The 17501-nt window shown below is 70.7% G+C and carries 16 protein-coding genes; 11 read left to right on the top strand and 5 right to left on the bottom strand.

Features of this window, described 5'->3' with window-relative positions; all coding sequences use genetic code 11:
• Positions 1-3 precede the first annotated feature (3 nt).
• From whiA to N553_RS0119545, 6 genes are all read left to right on the top strand, one after another.
• Positions 4-984, top strand: coding sequence for a DNA-binding protein WhiA (gene whiA / locus N553_RS0119570; RefSeq protein ID WP_028047928.1), 981 nt, complete (start codon positions 4-6; stop codon positions 982-984).
• 213 nt (positions 985-1197) lie between these two features.
• Positions 1198-2202: a type I glyceraldehyde-3-phosphate dehydrogenase gene (gene gap, locus N553_RS0119565; RefSeq protein ID WP_028047927.1), complete on the top strand. Its 1005-nt coding sequence runs from the start codon at positions 1198-1200 to the stop codon at positions 2200-2202.
• Positions 2203-2318: 116 nt separating this feature from the next.
• On the top strand, positions 2319-3518 hold the full coding sequence (gene pgk / locus N553_RS0119560; RefSeq protein WP_028047926.1) for a phosphoglycerate kinase: 1200 nt from the start codon (positions 2319-2321) through the stop codon (positions 3516-3518).
• Between the two features lie 2 nt (positions 3519-3520).
• A complete protein-coding gene (gene tpiA, locus N553_RS0119555) occupies positions 3521-4315 on the top strand; it encodes a triose-phosphate isomerase (protein ID WP_028047925.1) in 795 nt (264 codons plus the stop codon).
• A 161-nt stretch (positions 4316-4476) separates the two neighbouring features.
• Positions 4477-4719: a preprotein translocase subunit SecG gene (gene secG, locus N553_RS0119550; protein WP_028047924.1), complete on the top strand. Its 243-nt coding sequence runs from the start codon at positions 4477-4479 to the stop codon at positions 4717-4719.
• An 11-nt stretch (positions 4720-4730) separates the two neighbouring features.
• On the top strand, positions 4731-5078 hold the full coding sequence (locus N553_RS0119545; protein WP_034623562.1) for an RNA polymerase-binding protein RbpA: 348 nt from the start codon (positions 4731-4733) through the stop codon (positions 5076-5078).
• A 72-nt stretch (positions 5079-5150) separates the two neighbouring features.
• Here N553_RS0119545 and pgl read toward each other — a convergent pair whose 3' ends face one another.
• From pgl to tkt, 5 genes are all read right to left on the bottom strand, one after another.
• Positions 5151-6596: a 6-phosphogluconolactonase gene (gene pgl / locus N553_RS25950; protein WP_369796730.1), complete on the bottom strand. Its 1446-nt coding sequence runs from the start codon at positions 6594-6596 to the stop codon at positions 5151-5153.
• Positions 6593-7510 carry a glucose-6-phosphate dehydrogenase assembly protein OpcA gene (locus tag N553_RS0119530; RefSeq protein ID WP_028047922.1) on the bottom strand — a complete coding sequence of 306 codons (918 nt, stop codon included), beginning with the start codon at positions 7508-7510 and terminating at the stop codon, positions 6593-6595. The genes pgl and N553_RS0119530 overlap by 4 nt, the downstream gene beginning before the upstream one ends.
• A complete protein-coding gene (zwf, locus tag N553_RS0119525; protein ID WP_028047921.1) occupies positions 7507-9048 on the bottom strand; it encodes a glucose-6-phosphate dehydrogenase in 1542 nt (513 codons plus the stop codon). The genes N553_RS0119530 and zwf overlap by 4 nt, the downstream gene beginning before the upstream one ends.
• Positions 9045-10187, bottom strand: coding sequence for a transaldolase (gene tal, locus N553_RS23840; RefSeq protein WP_034623560.1), 1143 nt, complete (start codon positions 10185-10187; stop codon positions 9045-9047). The genes zwf and tal overlap by 4 nt, the downstream gene beginning before the upstream one ends.
• Positions 10188-10252: 65 nt before the next feature.
• On the bottom strand, positions 10253-12418 hold the full coding sequence (gene tkt, locus N553_RS0119515; protein WP_028047920.1) for a transketolase: 2166 nt from the start codon (positions 12416-12418) through the stop codon (positions 10253-10255).
• Positions 12419-12827: 409 nt separating this feature from the next.
• On the opposite strand from tkt, the gene N553_RS0119510 reads away from it, so the two are divergent.
• The 5 genes from N553_RS0119510 (at position 12828) to scpB (ending at position 17164) form a co-directional block, all read left to right on the top strand.
• Positions 12828-13739 (top strand): heme o synthase, encoded by a 912-nt coding sequence (locus N553_RS0119510; RefSeq protein WP_231505331.1) that lies wholly within the window; start codon positions 12828-12830, stop codon positions 13737-13739.
• A 4-nt stretch (positions 13740-13743) separates the two neighbouring features.
• Positions 13744-14679 carry a site-specific tyrosine recombinase XerD gene (locus N553_RS0119505; protein ID WP_028047918.1) on the top strand — a complete coding sequence of 312 codons (936 nt, stop codon included), beginning with the start codon at positions 13744-13746 and terminating at the stop codon, positions 14677-14679.
• Positions 14680-14743: 64 nt separating this feature from the next.
• Positions 14744-15610 carry a ParA family protein gene (locus tag N553_RS0119500; protein ID WP_028047917.1) on the top strand — a complete coding sequence of 289 codons (867 nt, stop codon included), beginning with the start codon at positions 14744-14746 and terminating at the stop codon, positions 15608-15610.
• Positions 15594-16493, top strand: coding sequence for a ScpA family protein (locus N553_RS23835; protein ID WP_051640403.1), 900 nt, complete (start codon positions 15594-15596; stop codon positions 16491-16493). The genes N553_RS0119500 and N553_RS23835 overlap by 17 nt, the downstream gene beginning before the upstream one ends.
• A complete protein-coding gene (gene scpB, locus N553_RS0119490) occupies positions 16490-17164 on the top strand; it encodes an SMC-Scp complex subunit ScpB (RefSeq protein ID WP_034623558.1) in 675 nt (224 codons plus the stop codon). Before N553_RS23835 ends, scpB begins: the two co-directional genes overlap by 4 nt.
• Positions 17165-17501: the final 337 nt, after the last annotated feature.

The raw sequence follows: 17501 nt of genomic DNA, 5'->3' as shown, positions 1-17501 counted from the left end.
GCCATGGCGTTGACGGCACAGGTGAAGGACGAGCTCGCCCGTCTGAAGGTGGACAAGACGTCCTCACGGAAGGCCGAGGTCTCGGCCACCCTGAGGTTCGCTGGGGGCTTGCACATCATCTCGGGGCGGATCGTCATCGAGGCGGAGCTGGACACGGGCATCGCGGCCCGCCGGCTCCGGCAGGCGATCTCGGAGGTCTACGGGCACGAGAGCGAGATCATCGTCGTGTCCGGCGGTGGCCTGCGTCGCGGCAGCAGGTACGTCGTGCGGGTGGTCAAGGACGGCGAGTCGCTCGCTCGGCAGACGGGCCTGCTCGACAACCGGGGTCGGCCCGTGCGCGGCCTGCCGCCCCAGGTGGTGTCTGCCGGCGTGGCCGAGGCCGAGGCGGCCTGGCGTGGGGCGTTCCTCGCGCACGGCTCGCTGACCGAGCCGGGACGCTCGTCGGCCCTCGAGGTGACCTGCCCCGGCCCGGAGGCCGCGCTGGCCCTCGTCGGTGCTGCGCGTCGGCTCGGGATCGCGGCCAAGGCCCGCGAGGTGCGTGGGGTCGACCGGGTGGTGATCCGGGACGGTGACGCGATCAGCGCGATGCTGGCACGGCTGGGGGCGCACGAGACGATGCTGCTCTGGGAGGAGCGACGCGTCCGGCGCGAGGTGCGTGGCACGGCCAACCGGCTGGCCAACTTCGACGACGCGAACCTTCGGCGCTCGGCCCGGGCCGCTGTGGCGGCCGGAGCGCGCGTCGAGCGGGCGTTCGAGATCCTGGGTGACGAGCTGCCCGAGCACCTGCGCGAGGCCGGTGAGCTGCGGCTCGCGCACAAGGAGGCGTCGCTCGAGGAGCTGGGCAAGCTCGCCGTGCCGCCACTGACCAAGGACGCGGTGGCCGGACGGATCCGGCGACTGCTCGCTACCGCGGACAAGCGGGCGGCTGACCTGGGCATCCCCGACACGGAGGCTGGGCTGAGCCCGGATCTCCTCGATCTCTGACGCACCAGAAAGGGTCTTTGGTCCCGGCGGCCCGGTCCTCGTCAGGGGTGTCCCGGGTATAGACTTGGGTTATCCGATCGCCACGCGTTCTACCGTGTTGTGCCAAGGTACGGTTTGGCAGGGCGTATTGACGGTCGGGACGCACAGCGGCGTGCGGAACCCATCAAAACCATGTGTGCGCCGATCTCTTGTCGGCGCTGCCGAGGAGGGCAAGTGACCATCAAGGTCGGCATCAACGGCTTCGGCCGTATCGGTCGCAACTTCTACCGGGCCATCCTGGCGTCCGGTGCGGACATCGAGATCGTCGGTGTCAACGACTTGACTGACAACAAGACGCTGGCGCACCTGCTCAAGTACGACACGGTTCTGGGTCGCTTCCCGCTGAGCGTGGACTACGACGACGAGAACATCATCGTCGACGGCAAGAAGATCCGTGCCCTCGAGGTCCGCAACCCCGCAGACCTGCCCTGGAAGGAGCTCGGCGCCGACATCGTCATCGAGTCCACCGGGTTCTTCACGGACGCGACCAAGGCGAAGGCACACATCGAGGCCGGCGCCAAGAAGGTCATCATCTCCGCGCCCGCCAAGAACGAGGACGGCACGTTCGTCGTCGGCGTGAACCACACGGACTACGACTCCGCGACGCAGCACATCATCTCGAACGCGTCCTGCACCACGAACTGCCTGGCCCCCGTCGCCAAGGCGCTCAACGACGCGATCGGCATCGAGCGCGGTCTCATGACCACGATCCACGCCTACACGGGTGACCAGAACCTCCAGGACGGTCCGCACAAGGACCTGCGTCGTGCCCGTGCGGCCGCGCAGAACATCGTCCCGACGTCGACCGGTGCGGCCAAGGCCGTGGCGCTCGTCCTCCCGGAGCTCAAGGGCAAGCTCGACGGGTTCGCGCTCCGCGTCCCGACGATCACCGGCTCCGCCACCGACCTGACCTTCACCGCTTCGCGCGAGGTCACGGTCGAGGAGGTCAACGCCGCCGTCAAGGCAGCCGCCGAGGGTCCGCTCAAGGGCGTCCTCGAGTACGTCGAGGACGAGATCGTCTCGAGCGACATCGTCACCAACCCGCACCAGAGCATCTTCGACTCGAAGCTCACCAAGGTGAGCGGCGACCTGGTCAAGATCATCGCCTGGTACGACAACGAGTGGGGCTACTCGAACAGCCTCGTGGCCCTCACGGAGTACGTCGGCGAGCGTCTCTGACGTTTCCGCTGCTGCTGCAGTGACGGTCATACGTCCGCGTGCGTCCGGGTCCTCACGGGCCCGGACCGCGCGGACGTTGCTGTGTTCACCCCTGCTCACCTTCTGCTAGGAGCCCCATGAAGACCATCGAGGACCTCGGAGACCTGCGCGGCAAGCGCGTGCTCGTCCGATCCGACTTCAACGTGCCGCTCGACGGGACGACCATCACCGACGACGGCCGCGTCCGCGCGGCGCTGCCGACGCTGCAGGCGCTGCTGTCCGCCGGCGCGCGTGTCGTCGTGACCGCGCACCTCGGCCGCCCTAAGGGTGCGCCCGAGGACAAGTACTCGCTCAAGCCCGTCGCCGAGCGTCTGTCCGAGCTGCTCGGCCAGCCGGTCGCACTCGCCGAGGACGTCGTTGGCGAGTCCGCCAAGGCCACGGTCGCGGCACTGCAGGACGGCGAGATCGCGCTGCTCGAGAACATCCGGTTCGACGCGCGCGAGACGTCCAAGGTCGACGCCGAGCGTGCCGAGCTGGCCGCCGAGCTCGCGGCTCTTGCGGACGCGTACGTGTCCGACGGCTTCGGCGTAGTGCACCGCAAGCAGGCGTCGGTGTACGACGTCGCGCTCGTGCTCCCGCACGCGGTCGGCAAGCTGGTCCTCAAGGAGGTCGCGTCCCTGCGCAAGGCGACCGACGACCCCGCGCGTCCCTACGTGGTGGTGCTCGGCGGCTCGAAGGTGTCGGACAAGCTCGGCGTCATCGCGAACCTGCTGACCAAGGCCGACCGTCTGCTCATCGGCGGCGGGATGCTGTTCACGTTCCTCGCGGCCAAGGGCTACTCGGTGGGCAACTCGCTGCTCGAGCAGGACCAGATCGAGACCGTCAAGGGCTACCTGGCACAGGCCGAGGCGGCCGGCGTCGAGATCGTCCTGCCCACGGACATCGTCGTCGCTGATGAGTTCAAGGCGGACTCGCCGGCGCTCGTCGTCGCAGCGGACGCCATCCCGGACGGCAAGATCGGTCTGGACATCGGTCCCGAGTCGAGCGCGCTGTTCGCGAGCAAGATCGTGGACGCCAAGACGGTCGTCTGGAACGGTCCGGCAGGCGTGTTCGAGTTCGAGGCGTTCTCGGGCGGAACCCGCGCGGTCGCGCAGGCCCTGATCGACGCCGGCACCAACGGCGGCTTCACCATCGTCGGCGGTGGCGACTCCGCCGCGGCCGTGCGGACGCTCGGCTTCGACGAGGCCGGGTTCGGACACATCTCGACCGGTGGTGGCGCGAGCCTCGAGTTCCTCGAGGGCAAGACGCTCCCCGGCATCGCGGTTCTGGAGGACTGATCGTGGCGACTCGCATCCCGCTGATGGCGGGCAACTGGAAGATGAACCTGGACCACCACCAGGCCACGCACACCGTGCAGAAGCTCGCGTGGGCGCTGCGCGACGGCAAGCACGACTTCTCCAAGGTCGAGGTCGCGGTTCTCCCGCCCTTCACCGACCTGCGCAGCGTGCAGACGCTGGTCGACGCCGACAAGCTCGAGCTCGTCTACGGCGCGCAGGACGTCTCGGCGTACCAGTCGGGTGCCTACACCGGTGAGATCTCGCCGGCGTTCCTGGCCAAGCTCGGCGTCACGTACGTCGCGGTCGGCCACTCGGAGCGTCGTCAGTACCACAACGAGTCCGACGAGCTCATCAACAAGAAGGTGCTCAACGCGCTCGCCTCGGGCATCGTCCCGATCCTGTGCGTCGGTGAGGTCCTCGAGGTCCGCAAGGCCGGCGAGCACGTCCCGCACACCCTCGCGCAGCTCGACGGTGCGCTGGCCGGCCTCACGGCGGAGCAGGTCAAGACGATCGTCGTCGCCTACGAGCCCGTCTGGGCCATCGGCACCGGCGAGACCGCCACGCCCGAGGACGCGCAGGAGCTGTGCGAGGCCATCCGGTCCCGCATCGCCGAGCTCTACGACGCCGAGACGGCCGACGCGGTCCGCGTCCTGTACGGCGGTTCCGTGAAGTCGTCCAACGTGGCGTCGATCATGGCCAAGCCGGACGTCGACGGTGCCCTGGTCGGCGGCGCGAGCCTCGACCCGGACGAGTTCGCCGCGATCGCCCGCTACCAGTCGCACTCGGTCGGTCTCTGACATCCGCGGACCGGGTCCCGTCCGATTCGTCGGGCGGGACCCGGTCCGTTGCATGGTGGCTTTGCGGCCGCTCGTCGCCTACCCTGTACCGCGGTCAACCGCAGCGTTGCCGGGCCCAATCGGCTCGTGACGTGCCCTCCCAGTAAGGAACCGACACAGACGTGGACGCCTTGCGTATCGCCCTTCAGGTGCTGCTGGTTCTCACCAGCCTCTTGCTCATCCCGCTCGTCCTGCTGCACAAGGGCAAGGGCGGAGGCCTGTCGGACATGTTCGGCGGCGGCATCACGAGCAGTGCCGGCAGCTCAGGCGTTGCGGAGCGCAACCTCAACCGGATCACGGTCGGGACGGCGCTGGTCTGGACGGTCATCATCATCCTTCTCGGGTTGCTCGAGAAGACGGTCTGAGGCGGTCGGCGATGGCGAGCGGAAGTGCGATCAGGGGGTCGCGAGTCGGAGCCGGTCCCATGGGCGAGGCGGAGCGTGGCGACACCGCTCCCCGCGTCTGGGTGTCCTACTGGTGCGCCAACGGTCATGAGACGCGTCCGAGCTTCGCTGAGGAGGCGGCGCTCGAGGCCCCTCCCACGTGGGACTGCCCGCGCTGCGGCTTCCCGGCCGGCCAGGACCAGGCCAACCCGCCGTCGCCCAGCAAGAACGAGCCGTACAAGACGCACCTGGCCTACGTGAAGGAGCGGCGGTCCGATGAGGACGGCGCCGCGATCCTCGACGAGGCGCTGGCGGCGCTGCGGGCGAAGCGCGGCGGATGACCGCAACGGTTCACGATGTCGTCGAAGGGCCCCGCACCGATGGTGCGGGGCCCTTCGACGTGCCGGGTGCGCTCAGTGGACGCGCAGGAGCGCGAACCCGTCGTAGCCCTTGGCGCCGACCGTCTGGATGACCGTCGAGTCGTAGCGCGGGTGCGACGTCAGCAGGTCGACCATCGTCCGCACGCCCTGCACGCGCGCGTCGGGGTGGGACGGGTCGAGGACACCGCCACCGCGCACGACGTTGTCCACGATCACGAGCGACCCGGGCCGGGTGAGCGCGAGCGTCTGGTCCAGGTAGCCGGGGATCGACTCCTTGTCGGCGTCGATGAACACGAGGTCGAAGGGTTCGGTGTCCTCGGCGATCAGCCGGTCGAGCGTGTCGACGGCGGGACCGACGACCACCGAGGCGACGTCACCGAGACCGGCACGCACCAGGGAGTCCGATGCCACGGCGGCGTGCTCGGGCGAGATCTCGAGCGTGGTCAAGGAGCCGCCGACGGGCAGGGCGCGGGCGAGCCACACGGTGCTGTACCCGCCGAGCGTTCCCACCTCGAGGATCCGGCGCGCCCCGACGGCCTGCGCGAGCAGGTGCAGGAGCTTGCCCTGGTTGGGGGCGACGGCGATGTCGGGCAGGCCCGCTGCGACGGCGCTCGCCCGCGTGTCCACCAGCGCGACGTCCTCCGGGACGAGCACCCCGAAGTAGTCGTCGACCGCGGTCCACACGTCGGTCGCCGGTGCTGCCGGCGGCGCCTCCGCCGTGGCGAGAGCGGCTGTTGCGGCGGCGTCGACCAGCCAGAGCGTCCGCTCGAGACCCAGCGCACCGGCAGCCGGCGTCGCGGTCACCGACGCGCCACCGAGTGCGGACGCGACCGCGTCGGCCTTCTCGGCGCCGGAAGCCACGACCCAGACCTCCCGGGCACGCCGGATGGCCTCGAAGGTCAGGGAGACCCGCAGGGGCGGCGGCTTGGGGGAGCCGTGCACCGCGACCGTGGTCGCGTACTGGGCGCCGAGCGCCTCGTGACCGGGGAACAGGGACGCCACGTGGCCGTCGGGACCCATGCCGAGCAGCAGGACGTCGAACGCGGGTGCCCCCGCTTCGGCCAGGGCCGTGGCATACAGCTCGGCCGACACCTCAGGCGTCGGGACCTCGTCGCTGAGCGCGGGCATGGGGTGCACGTTCGACGCGGGGAGCGCGTCACCGAGCGGGTCGATGAGCGCCTCGCGAGCCTGCGTCTCGTTGCGGTCGGCGTCACCGTCCGGCAGGAACCGTTCGTCGCCCCACCACAGGTGCACGCCCGACCAGTCCACCGCGTCGCGCACGGGGCTCGCGGCGACGGCACGCAGGGACGCGATGCCGACCGTGCCGCCCGTGAGGACGACGTGCAGCGGTGACCGGTGCGACTGGAGGTCGACCAGACGTGTGAGCAGTCGCGCAGCAACGGCCTCGGCGAGCACGGTGGGGTCTGGGTGGACGATGACGTCGCGTGGGCCGTGCGCGGGGAACACCTGTGCGGTCACGCGTGGAGCCTCGCAAGTCCCTTCTGCAGCACCTCGCCGTACACCTCGTCGGCGTCGAGCCGACGCAGCTCCTCCGCCAAGCACTCGCGCAGCTGGCGGATCGGCAGCGCGATGCGGTGGTCGGGCTGCTCCGGCTGGTGCAGTGCAGCGGTCTTGCCGTCGGGCCGGTCGAGCACGATCGGCCCGGACGTCCGCTCCAGCCGGACCTGCGTGATGGCGAGCGCCTCGGTGACGCGCTCGATCTCGACCGGGCACCGAAGGGACTGTGCGAGCCACGCCGCGATGAGGTCGACGGACGGGTGGTTGGCCTGCCCGACGACCACGGCCTTGTGCACCGGCTCGAACGGCGGCTGGTCGAGCGTGGCCGCGATGAGACCGCGCCAGAGCGTCGCCCGTGTCCAGGCGAGGTCCGTGTCACCGTCCACGTAGGTCGCCGCGAGCTGCTTGAGGGTGGCGAGCGGGTGGAGCACCTGCGTGGTGTCCGTGATGCGACGTGCCGCCATCCGACCGATCGGGTCCTCGGCCACGTTCTTCGGCACCTCGTAGGGCCACCAGGCGACGATCGGTGCATCGGGGAGCAGGAGCGGGATCAGCAGCGTGTCGAGGTGACGCTCGAGCGCGCCGGACGGGCGCAGGATCAGGACCTCGCTGGCACCCGCGTCGCCGCCGAGCCGGATCTGGACGTCGAGGCTCGACTCCTTGTCGGCCACGTCGTTCGCGATGACGATGACCCGGCACGGGTGCTCCCGGCTGGCGTCGTTCGCCGCCTCGATCGCCTCCTCGGGATCACGGTCCCCGACGACGACCACGAGCGTCAGCACGCGGCCGAGCGCGATCGCGCCGCCCTCGTCCCGCTCCCGGAGCAGCCGCCGGTTGACGTCGCGGGTGGTCGTGTTCGGCATGTCGATGATCATGGCCGCCTCCAGGTCCGTCCGTCGCGCGCCATCATCTCGTCGGCCGACTCCGGACCCCACGTGCCGGAGCGGTACTGGTCGGGCTTCCCGTGGGCGGCCCAGTAGGCCGTGATCGGGTCGAGCACCTTCCAGGACAGCTCGACCTCCTCGTGCCGGGGGAACAGCGGCGGGTCACCGAGCAGGACGTCGAGGATGAGCCGCTCGTACGCCTCGGGGGAGGACTCGGTGAACGCGTGCCCGTAGCCGAAGTCCATCGTGACGTCGCGGACCTCCATCGCCGTACCCGGCACCTTGGCGCCGAACCGCAGCGTGACGCCCTCATCGGGCTGCACGCGGATGACCAACGCGTTCTTGCCGAGCTCGGCCGTCGCGGTCGACTCGAACGGCAGGTGCGGCGCCCGCTTGAACACGACCGCGATCTCGGTGACGCGCCGGCCCAGACGCTTGCCGGTGCGCAGGTAGAACGGGACGCCCGCCCAGCGGCGGTTGTCGATGTCGACGCGGATCGCCGCGAACGTCTCGGTCGTGGACTCCTTGTTGAAGCCCTCCTCCTCGAGGTAGCCGACGACCTTCTCGCCGCCCTGCCAGCCCGCCGAGTACTGCCCACGCGAGGTGTGCTTGCCGATGTCGCGGGGCACCCGCACCGAGGAGAGCACCTTGATCTTCTCCGCGCGCAGACCGTCGGCCTCGAACGACGCCGGCTCCTCCATCGCGGTGAGCGCGAGAAGCTGCATCAGGTGGTTCTGGATGACGTCGCGGGCCGCGCCGATGCCGTCGTAGTACGACGCGCGGCCCCCGATGCCGATGTCCTCCGCCATGGTGATCTGGACGTGGTCGACGTAGTTGTTGTTCCAGATCGGCTCGAACAGCTGGTTGGCGAAGCGCAGCGCCAGCAGGTTCTGCACCGTCTCCTTGCCGAGGTAGTGGTCGATCCGGAAGATGTCGTCGGGATTGAACACGTCCGAGACGATCTCGTTGAGCTCCCGGGCGCTCTTCAGGTCGTGGCCGAAGGGCTTCTCGATGACGACGCGGCGCCAGGTCCCCTCCTCCGGCTGGGACAGGCCCGAGCGGGCGAGCTGCTTGCACACGACGGGGAACGAGCTCGGTGGCACCGACAGGTAGAAGGCGTGGTTGCCGCCGGTGCCCCGGTTCACGTCGAGCTCTTCGACGGTCTCGCGCAGGCGGTCGAACGCGTCATCGTCGTCGAAGGTGCCCTGGACGAACCGGATGCCCTCGGACATCTGGCGCCAGGTGGCCTCCCGGAACGGCGTGCGGGCGTGCTCGCGCACCGAGTCGTGCACGATCTTGGCGAAGTCCTGCGTGGCCCAGTCGCGTCGCGCGAACCCGGTCAGCGCGAACCCGGGCGGCAGCAGCCCACGGTTGGTGAGGTCGTACACCGCGGGCATGAGCTTCTTGCGGGCGAGGTCGCCGGTGACACCGAAGATCACCAGGCCGCAGGGCCCGGCGATGCGGGGGAGTCGGCGGTCGCGCGCGTCGCGCAGCGGGTTGTTGTCCGCGCTGACCTTGGTCGGGCTCATCTGGCTGCCCCCGAACCGACCTGCTCGGCGGCGCCGGCGAGACCGTCGGACACCGTCGAGAGCAGCTCGCCCCACGCGGTCGTGAACTTGTCCACGCCCTCGACCTCCAGCTGTTCGGTGACGTCGTCGATGTCGATGCCGAGGTCGCGCAGCCCGGCGATGACGGCCTCGGCCGCCGCACGGGTCCCCGTCACGGTGTCGTGACCGTCACCACCGTGGTCCGCGACTGCCTTGAGGGTGGCCTCGGGCATCGTGTTGACCACACCGGCCACCACGAGCTCGTCGACGTAGAGCGTGTCGGGGTAGGCCTTGTCCTTCACGCCGGTCGAGGCCCAGAGCGGACGCTGCGGCTTCGCCCCGGCGGCGGCGAGGGCCTTCCACCGGTCGTCCGCGACGACCTCCTGGTAGAGCCCGTAGGCGAGCCGGGCGTTGGCGATGGCCGCCTTGCCGCGTAGGGCCGCCGACTCGGGGGACCCGATCTTGTCGAGCAGCGGGTCGATGGCGGCGTCCACGCGGGACACGAAGAACGAGGCGACGGAGGCGATCGGCGCGAGGTCGTGCCCGTTCGCCTTGGCCTTCTCCAGGCCGGACTCGAACGCGTCGAGCACGGCGCCGTAGCGCTCGATCGAGAAGATCAGGGTGACGTTGACGCTGATGCCCTCGGCGAGCACCGCCGTGATCGCCGGCAGCCCCTCGCGGGTCGCCGGGATCTTGATGAAGACGTTCGGCCGGTCGACCGTGGACCACAGCGACTTCGCCGAGGCGATCGTCGCGTCCGTGTCCTTCGCGAGCCGCGGGTCGACCTCGATGGAGACGCGACCGTCCACGCCGTCCGTCTCGTCGTACACCGGTCGCAGGACGTCGGCCGCCTGGCGAACGTCGTCCGTGGTGATCTGGAACACCGCGTCGTCCACGTCGGTGCCCTGGGCTGCGAGCTCACGCAGCTGCGCGTCGTAGGCGTCGCCCTTGGACAGTGCGCTGGCGAAGATCGACGGGTTGGTGGTGACGCCCACGACGCCGCTGTCCGCGACGAGATCGGCGAGGTTCCCGCTGCGGAGTCGCTCGCGCGACAGGTCGTCCAGCCAGATCGCGACTCCCGCGTCGGCCAGGCGTGCCAGAGGGCTGCTGCTCGGTGCCATGATCCATCCCCTTCGTCCGAGCGCCGGCCCCGGTGGTCTCCCAGGGCCGGCGCGTCCGGTAAGACTCAGACCTGCTGGTCGCCCGTGCCGGTGGAGAGCGGCAGACCGGGCGTGTTCGCGGGGCCGCTGTTCGACGCCGCGATGGACTCGTGCGCCGCCGCCACGACGTGGTCGGCGGTGAAGCCGAACTCCTCGAACAGCTTCTCCGCCGACGCCGAGGCGCCGTAGTGCTCGATCGACACGGACCGCCCGGCGTCGCCCAGCAGCTTGTGCCAGGACAGTGCGATCCCTGCCTCGACAGAGACGCGGGCACGGACCGACGACGGGAGCACCGACTCACGGTAGGTCTCGTCCTGCTCGCCGAACCACTCGAGCGACGGCGCCGACACGACACGGGTGGCCACGCCCGCCGCCTCGAGCGTGGTGCGTGCCTCCACGGCGAGCTGGACCTCGGAACCTGTCCCGATGAGGATCACGTCCGGGGTCCCGGTGCTCGCCTCGAGCAGCACGTACGCGCCGCGGGCGACCCCGTCTGCGGAGGCGAAGCCGTCCTCGCCACGCGGGAACGTCGGGACGTTCTGGCGCGTGAGGATCAGGGCGACGGGTCCGGTCGTGTGCTCGAGGGTCGCCTTCCAGGCGGCCGCCGTCTCGTTGGCGTCCGCGGGACGGACCACGGTCAGCCCGGGGATCGCGCGGACAGCCGCGAGGTGCTCGATCGGCTGGTGCGTCGGGCCGTCCTCGCCGAGGCCGATCGAGTCGTGCGTCCACACGTACACGGCGGGCACACCCATGAGCGAGGCGAGCCGCACCGCTCCGCGCATGTAGTCGCTGAACGTGAAGAACGTGCCGCCGTACGGTCGGGTCAGACCGTGCAGGCGGATGCCCGACAGGATCGAGCCCATGGCGTGCTCGCGGATGCCGAAGTGCAGCGTGCGCCCGAACTGGTCACCCGCGAACTCCGTGGTCGAGCGCTTGGCCGGGAGGAAGGACGGCTCGCCCTTCATCGTCGTGTTGTTCGAGCCGGCCAGGTCCGCGGACCCGCCCCACAGCTCGGGCAGGACGGGCGCGAGGGCCGAGAGGACGTCACCGGACGCCGCACGTGTGGCGACGGCCTTGCCTGCAGGGAACACGGGGAGCGCATCCGCCCAGCCGTCGGGCAGGTCGCCCGCGACGAGACGGTCGAGGAGGGCTGCGTTGTCCGGGTTGGCGACGCGCCAGGCGTCGAACGACTCCTGCCAGGCGGCCTTGGCCGGGGCCGTACGCGCGCTCAGCCCACGGGTGTGCGCCAGGACCTCGGGGTCGACGTCGAACGACTTCTCGGGGTCGAACCCGACGGCCTCCTTCAGCCCGCGGACCGCGTCGCCACCCAGCTTGGAGCCGTGCGCCGAGTGCTCGTTCGTCTTGCCCGGCGTCGGCCAGGCGATGAGGGTGCGCAGGCCGATGAACGACGGGCGGTCGGTGACAGCCTTCGCCGCCTCGATGGCGGCGTGGAGCGAGTCGACGTCCTCGACGTAGCCGTCGGGGCCGGCCGTCCAGTCGACGAACTGGGTGTGCCAGCCGTACGCCTCGTACCGTGCGACGACGTCCTCGGTGAACGCGATCTCGGTGTCGCCCTCGATCGAGATGTGGTTGTCGTCCCACAGGACGATGAGGTTGCCGAGCTCCTGCGTGCCCGCGATCGAGGAGGCCTCGCTCGTGACGCCCTCCTGCAGGTCGCCGTCGGAGGCGATGACGTACACGAAGTGGTCGAACGGGCTGGTGCCCGGCGCGGCCTCGGGGTCGAGCAGGCCCCGCTCACGGCGGGCCGCCATCGCGAACCCGACGGCGGACGCCAGGCCCTGGCCGAGCGGACCGGTCGTGATCTCCACGCCCGTCGTGTGCTTGTACTCCGGGTGCCCAGGGGTCTTGGAGCCCCACGTGCGCAGCGCCTCGAGGTCGGCCAGCTCGAGCCCGAAACCGGCGAGGTACAGCTGGATGTACTGCGTCAGGCTCGAGTGGCCCGCGGACAGGATGAAACGGTCGCGCCCCAGCCAGTGCGGGTCGGCCGGGTCGTGCCTGAGCACGTTCTGGTAGAGCAGGTAGGCGGCGGGGGCCAGGCTGATCGCCGTCCCCGGGTGGCCGTTGCCGACCTTCTCGACCGCGTCCGCGGCCAGGACACGCACCGTGTCCACCGCCTTCACGTCAAGATCGGTCCAACCGACCGTCTGCGCCAGGGGAGCCTTCGCGTTCACCGCACCTCATTCCCACCCACGCCTGGACGGCCGGGTGACGTGTCGGACGAGTCTGTGAGACAACATCTGTCAGCCACTGTGGGCTTCCGGCAGGTCGGCGTCACGCCTTCGCGGCGGTCGTCGGACCGTGCACGGCGAGCCTATAGCGCACCCGGGTGATGCCGCGGGGCGTGACCAGGACCGCGCGTACGGCGGTCGTGCGAGCGACCGATCTCACACACGCGGCCGGGCGTCATCACGCCTCGCTGTCGCACCACGGGCAGGTGCAGGCCTTAGCATGGCTGCGCGACATAACCCCGCCCGACTCGAACGGAAACCGCAGCGCGTGCGCCTCAGCAGCCCTCTGTCAGTCGATGACGCCGGAGCGTCGGACGACCAGACCGCTGTCGGCCCGCTGCACGGTTCGTCGGTGACGTCCTCGACCGTCCCGGCCGGCCGCCTGCGACGCGTGGTCGGGCCGTACATCGCGCTGACGAAGCCTCGTGTCATCGAGCTCCTGCTCGTCACGACGGTCCCGACGATGATCCTCGCGGCCGACGGCTGGCCCGGGCTGGGCCTCGTGCTCGCGACGCTCGTCGGGGGAGCCGCGGCGGCCGGGTCGGCCAACGTGCTCAACTGCTACCTCGACCGCGACATCGACAAGATCATGAACCGCACCAAGCGGCGCCCCCTGGTCACCGGTGAGGTCACTCCGCGCGCGGCGCTCGTCTTCGGTCTGGTGCTCGGTGCCTTCTCGCTGGCGTGGCTGTGGTTCGTCGTCAATCCCGCGTCGGCCTGGCTGACCGCGGCGGCGATCCTGATCTACGTCGTGGGTTACACCATGATCCTCAAGCGGCGCACCCCGCAGAACATCGTGTGGGGCGGCGCTGCCGGCTGCATGCCCGTGCTCATCGGCTGGTCCGCGGTGACCGGCGGGCTGTCGTGGACCGCCGTGCTCCTGTTCGGCGTGATCTTCTTCTGGACGCCGCCGCACTACTGGCCGCTGTCGATGAAGTTCAAGCGTGACTACGCCGCGGCCGGCGTCCCCATGCTTCCGGTCGTGGCCAAGGACACCAAGGTGGCGCGGGAGATGATCCTGTACACCCTGGCGATGATCGCGTGCTCGTTGCTGATCTGGCCCGTCCAAGGCATGACCTGGGTGTACGGCGCGGTCGCCACCGGCCTGGGCATCTGGTTCCTGTGGACCAACATCAGCCTGCTGCGGCGCGCCGAGGACCCCGCCCGCGGCAAGCTCAAGGCGATGACGGTCTTCCACGCCTCGATCACCTACCTCACGCTGCTGTCGCTCGCGTTGGCAGTGGACGTCTTCCTGCCGCTCTGACGCCGTGACCACCATCGAGGTCTCGCTCGAGACCTACCTGGCCCACCTCACCGTCGAGCGGGGCCTGTCCACCAACACGCTCCTCGCGTACCGGCGGGACCTGAGCCGGTACGTCACGTTCCTCTCGGAGCGTGGCTGTTCCGACCCCGGCGAGATCCGTGAACGCGACGTCGAGGACTACCTGCTCGCCGTCCGCACCGGAAGCGACGGGCGCGCCGTGCTGTCGGCGTCCTCCGCGGCGCGGTCGGTCGTGGCGGTGCGGGGGTGGCACCGGTTCCTGCTCCTGGACGGCGTGACGGGCACCGATGCCGCGAGCGCGGTCCGTCCGCCGTCGCAGCCCAAGCGCCTCCCGAAGGCCATCTCCGTGGACGATGTCGAACGGCTCCTCGACGCCGCAGGGCTGGGAGACGGACCGGTCCCGCTGCGGGACCGCGCTCTGCTCGAGCTCGTCTACGGCACCGGCGCCCGGATCTCGGAGGCCATCGGCCTGGACGTCGACGACCTCGACCGCACGCCGGGCTTCGCGTCCGTCCGACTGTTCGGCAAGGGTCGTAAGGAGCGGGTCGTCCCGGTCGGGAGCTTCGCGCTCGACGCGGTCGACGCCTACCTGGTCCGCGGGAGGCCCGCGATGTCGACCGGTAGCAGAGGGGGATCGCCCGGGCTGTTCCTCAACACGCGCGGTGCGCGGCTGAGCCGGCAGAGCGCCTGGGCGGTTCTGCGATCCGCCGCCGAGAAGGCCGGTCTGGCCGATGCCGAGCACGTCTCGCCGCACACGCTGCGGCACTCGTTCGCGACGCACCTGCTCGCGGGCGGTGCCGACGTCCGCGTCGTCCAGGAGCTGCTCGGGCACGCATCCGTCACGACGACGCAGATCTACACGCTCGTGACGCCGGACACGCTTCGCGAGGTCTACGCCGCCACCCACCCGCGGGCCCGGTGAGCGTTGTGGCCCCACCGGTCTGTCGCGCGGCATCGAGGCCGTCCGCTCCGGTAGGTTGTGCGGCGTGGTGAGCCAGCAGACGACCGACCCGCAGCTCGACGCCGTCGGGCGTCCGTTGCCGGAGTTCCCCGATCCCGCGCCGCTCGCCTCGCACGGTCCCGCCCGTGTGATCGCGCTCTGCAACCAGAAGGGTGGCGTCGGCAAGACGACCACCACGATCAACCTGGGTGCCGCGCTCGCCGAGTACGGCCGCCGCGTCCTGATCGTCGACTTCGACCCGCAGGGTGCCGCGTCCGTCGGCCTGGGCATCAGCCCGCACGAGCTGGACCGCACCGTCTACAACCTGCTCATGGAGCGGGACGCGGACATCCACTCGCTGATCCACCACACGGGGACCCCCGGGCTCGACCTGCTGCCCGCGAACATCGACCTGTCGGCGGCCGAGGTCCAGCTCGTCGGGGAGGTCGCCCGCGAGACGGTCCTCGCGCGGGCACTGCGTCCCGTCCTCGACGACTACGACGTCGTGCTCATCGACTGCCAGCCCTCGCTCGGTCTGCTCGCGGTGAACGCCCTGACGGCCGCGCACGGGGTGCTGATCCCTCTGGAGTGCGAGTTCTTCGCCCTGCGCGGTGTGGCGCTGCTCGTGGAGACGATCGACAAGGTGCGTGACCGTCTCAACCCCCGCCTGGAGCTCGACGGCATCGTCGCCACGATGTACGACCCCCGCACGCTGCACGCCCGGGAGGTCGTCGCGCGCGTGCACGAGGCCTTCGGGGACGCACTCCTGCAGACCGTGATCAGCCGCACGGTGAAGTTCCCCGACGCGACGGTCGCCGCCGAGCCCATCACGACGTACGCCCCGACGCACTCCGGTGCGGCGGCCTACCGGCAGCTGGCACGTGAGCTCGTCGCCCGTGGCGACGCCGCCTGACGAGCGCGCGGCCCCGCTCTCCGAGTCGACCCCGGGTGCCGTCGCGCCCGCGGGCACCCAGGCGTTCAACGTCCACCTGACCAACTTCAGCGGGCCGTTCGACCTCCTTCTCGGGCTCATCGCGAAGCACAAGCTCGACATCACCGAGGTCGCGCTCGCACAGGTCACCGACGAGTTCATCGGGTACCTCAAGTCCGCCGAGAAGGAGTGGGACCTCGGACAGGCGAGCGAGTTCCTGGTCATCGCAGCGACGCTCCTCGACCTGAAGGCCGCCCGCCTCCTGCCGTCCGCAGATGTGGAGGACCAGGAGGACATCGAGCTCCTCGAGGCCCGGGACCTGCTGTTCGCGCGGCTGCTGCAGTACCGCGCGTACAAGCTCGTCGCTGCCGACCTGGCCGAACGGTTCTCCACCGAGGGACGCAGGTTCCCGCGGCTGGTGACGTTGGAGCCGCACCTTGCCGCACTGCTGCCCGAGCTCGTCTGGCAGATCGGTCCCGACGAGCTCGCCGCGCTGGCCGCCAAGGCTGAGCAGCCGAGAGCGGCCGCAGCCGCGGTCGACATCAGCCACCTGCACGCACCGGCCGTCAGCGTCCGGGAGCAGGCCGCGGTGCTCGTGGACCGGCTCCGGCACGGTGGCGCGATGTCGTTCCGTGCGCTGACGGCCGACGCGGACGCGACGATCGTCGTCGTCGCCCGGTTCCTGGCTCTGCTGGAGCTCTTCCGTGAGGGCGCCGTCGGCTTCGACCAGGTGACGCCGCTCGGTGAGCTGACCGTGCGCTGGACGGGTTCGGCCGAGGGGGACATCGAGGTGTCCGACGACTTCGACCAGCTGGACACCACCATCGACACGGTGCCCGAGGCCGCACCCGAGGAGACCACATGACCGAGCAGCCGCCCACCGACGCAACGGTCGACGCCGTGGTCGACGAGACCGCCGTCGACACCGCCGCGGCAGACGAGCTCGCCTTCGACGTCGACGACCTGCCCGGAGGCGCGTTGTCCGCGCTCGAAGCCGTGCTCATGGTGGCCGACGAGCCGATCTCCGCCATCCGCCTGGCCACGGTGCTCGCTCTGCCCACGGACCGGGTCGAGGAGCTGCTCGAGGCCCTCGCCGCCGAGTACCGGGGCGACCACGGTGGCCGTCCGCGCGGCTTCGAGGTGCGTCGCGTCGGTGAGGGGTGGCGCATCTACTCGGCGCCCGTCTACGCCGACGTCGTCGGGCGGTTCGTGCTCGACGGGCAGACCGCCCGGCTGACGCAGGCCGCCCTCGAGACGCTCGCGGTGATCGCGTACCGCCAGCCCGTCACCCGTGGGCAGGTCTCCGCCGTGCGTGGCGTGAACGTCGACGGCGTCGTCCGGACCCTCACCGCCCGCGGTCTGGTCGCCGAGGTCGGCACAGATCCGTCGAGCGGTGCGGTCCTCTACTCGACCACGGGATACTTCTTGGAGCGGATGGGGCTGTCCAGCCTGGACGAGATGCCTCCGCTCGCGCCCTACCTGCCGGACATCGACGCCTTCGAGGGCGTCGACCAGGCGATCGGAGAAACCAGATGAGCCAGCAGGCACCACGTTCGGGAGGCACCGGGTCGGCCGGTGGACGCTCCGGGGGCTCCAGCCAGGGCCGCTCCAGCGGTTCCGGTGGGGGTCGCTCCGGCGGGTCGCGCCCGAGCGGCTCGGGCGGCGGTTCGTCGCGCGGCGGCAGCTCCGGTGGGTACCGCGGTTCCGGGGGCGGCGAGGGCTACCGGGGGAGCACCGGTGGCGGTGACGGCTACCGCAGCAGCGGCGGCGGCTACCGCGGCGGCTCGAGCACCGGCGGTTCGTCGCACGGCGGCGCCAGCGCGGGCGGTTCGTCGCGCGGCGGCGACAGTGCCGGCAGCTCGTCGCGCGGAGG

Source organism: Cellulomonas sp. URHE0023 (genome assembly GCF_000688475.1).
In the GTDB taxonomy this organism is placed as follows: Bacteria; Actinomycetota; Actinomycetes; order Actinomycetales; family Cellulomonadaceae; genus Cellulomonas.
Note: the sequence above shows the minus strand (reverse complement) of the source record. Positions and strands in the feature narration are given on the sequence as shown.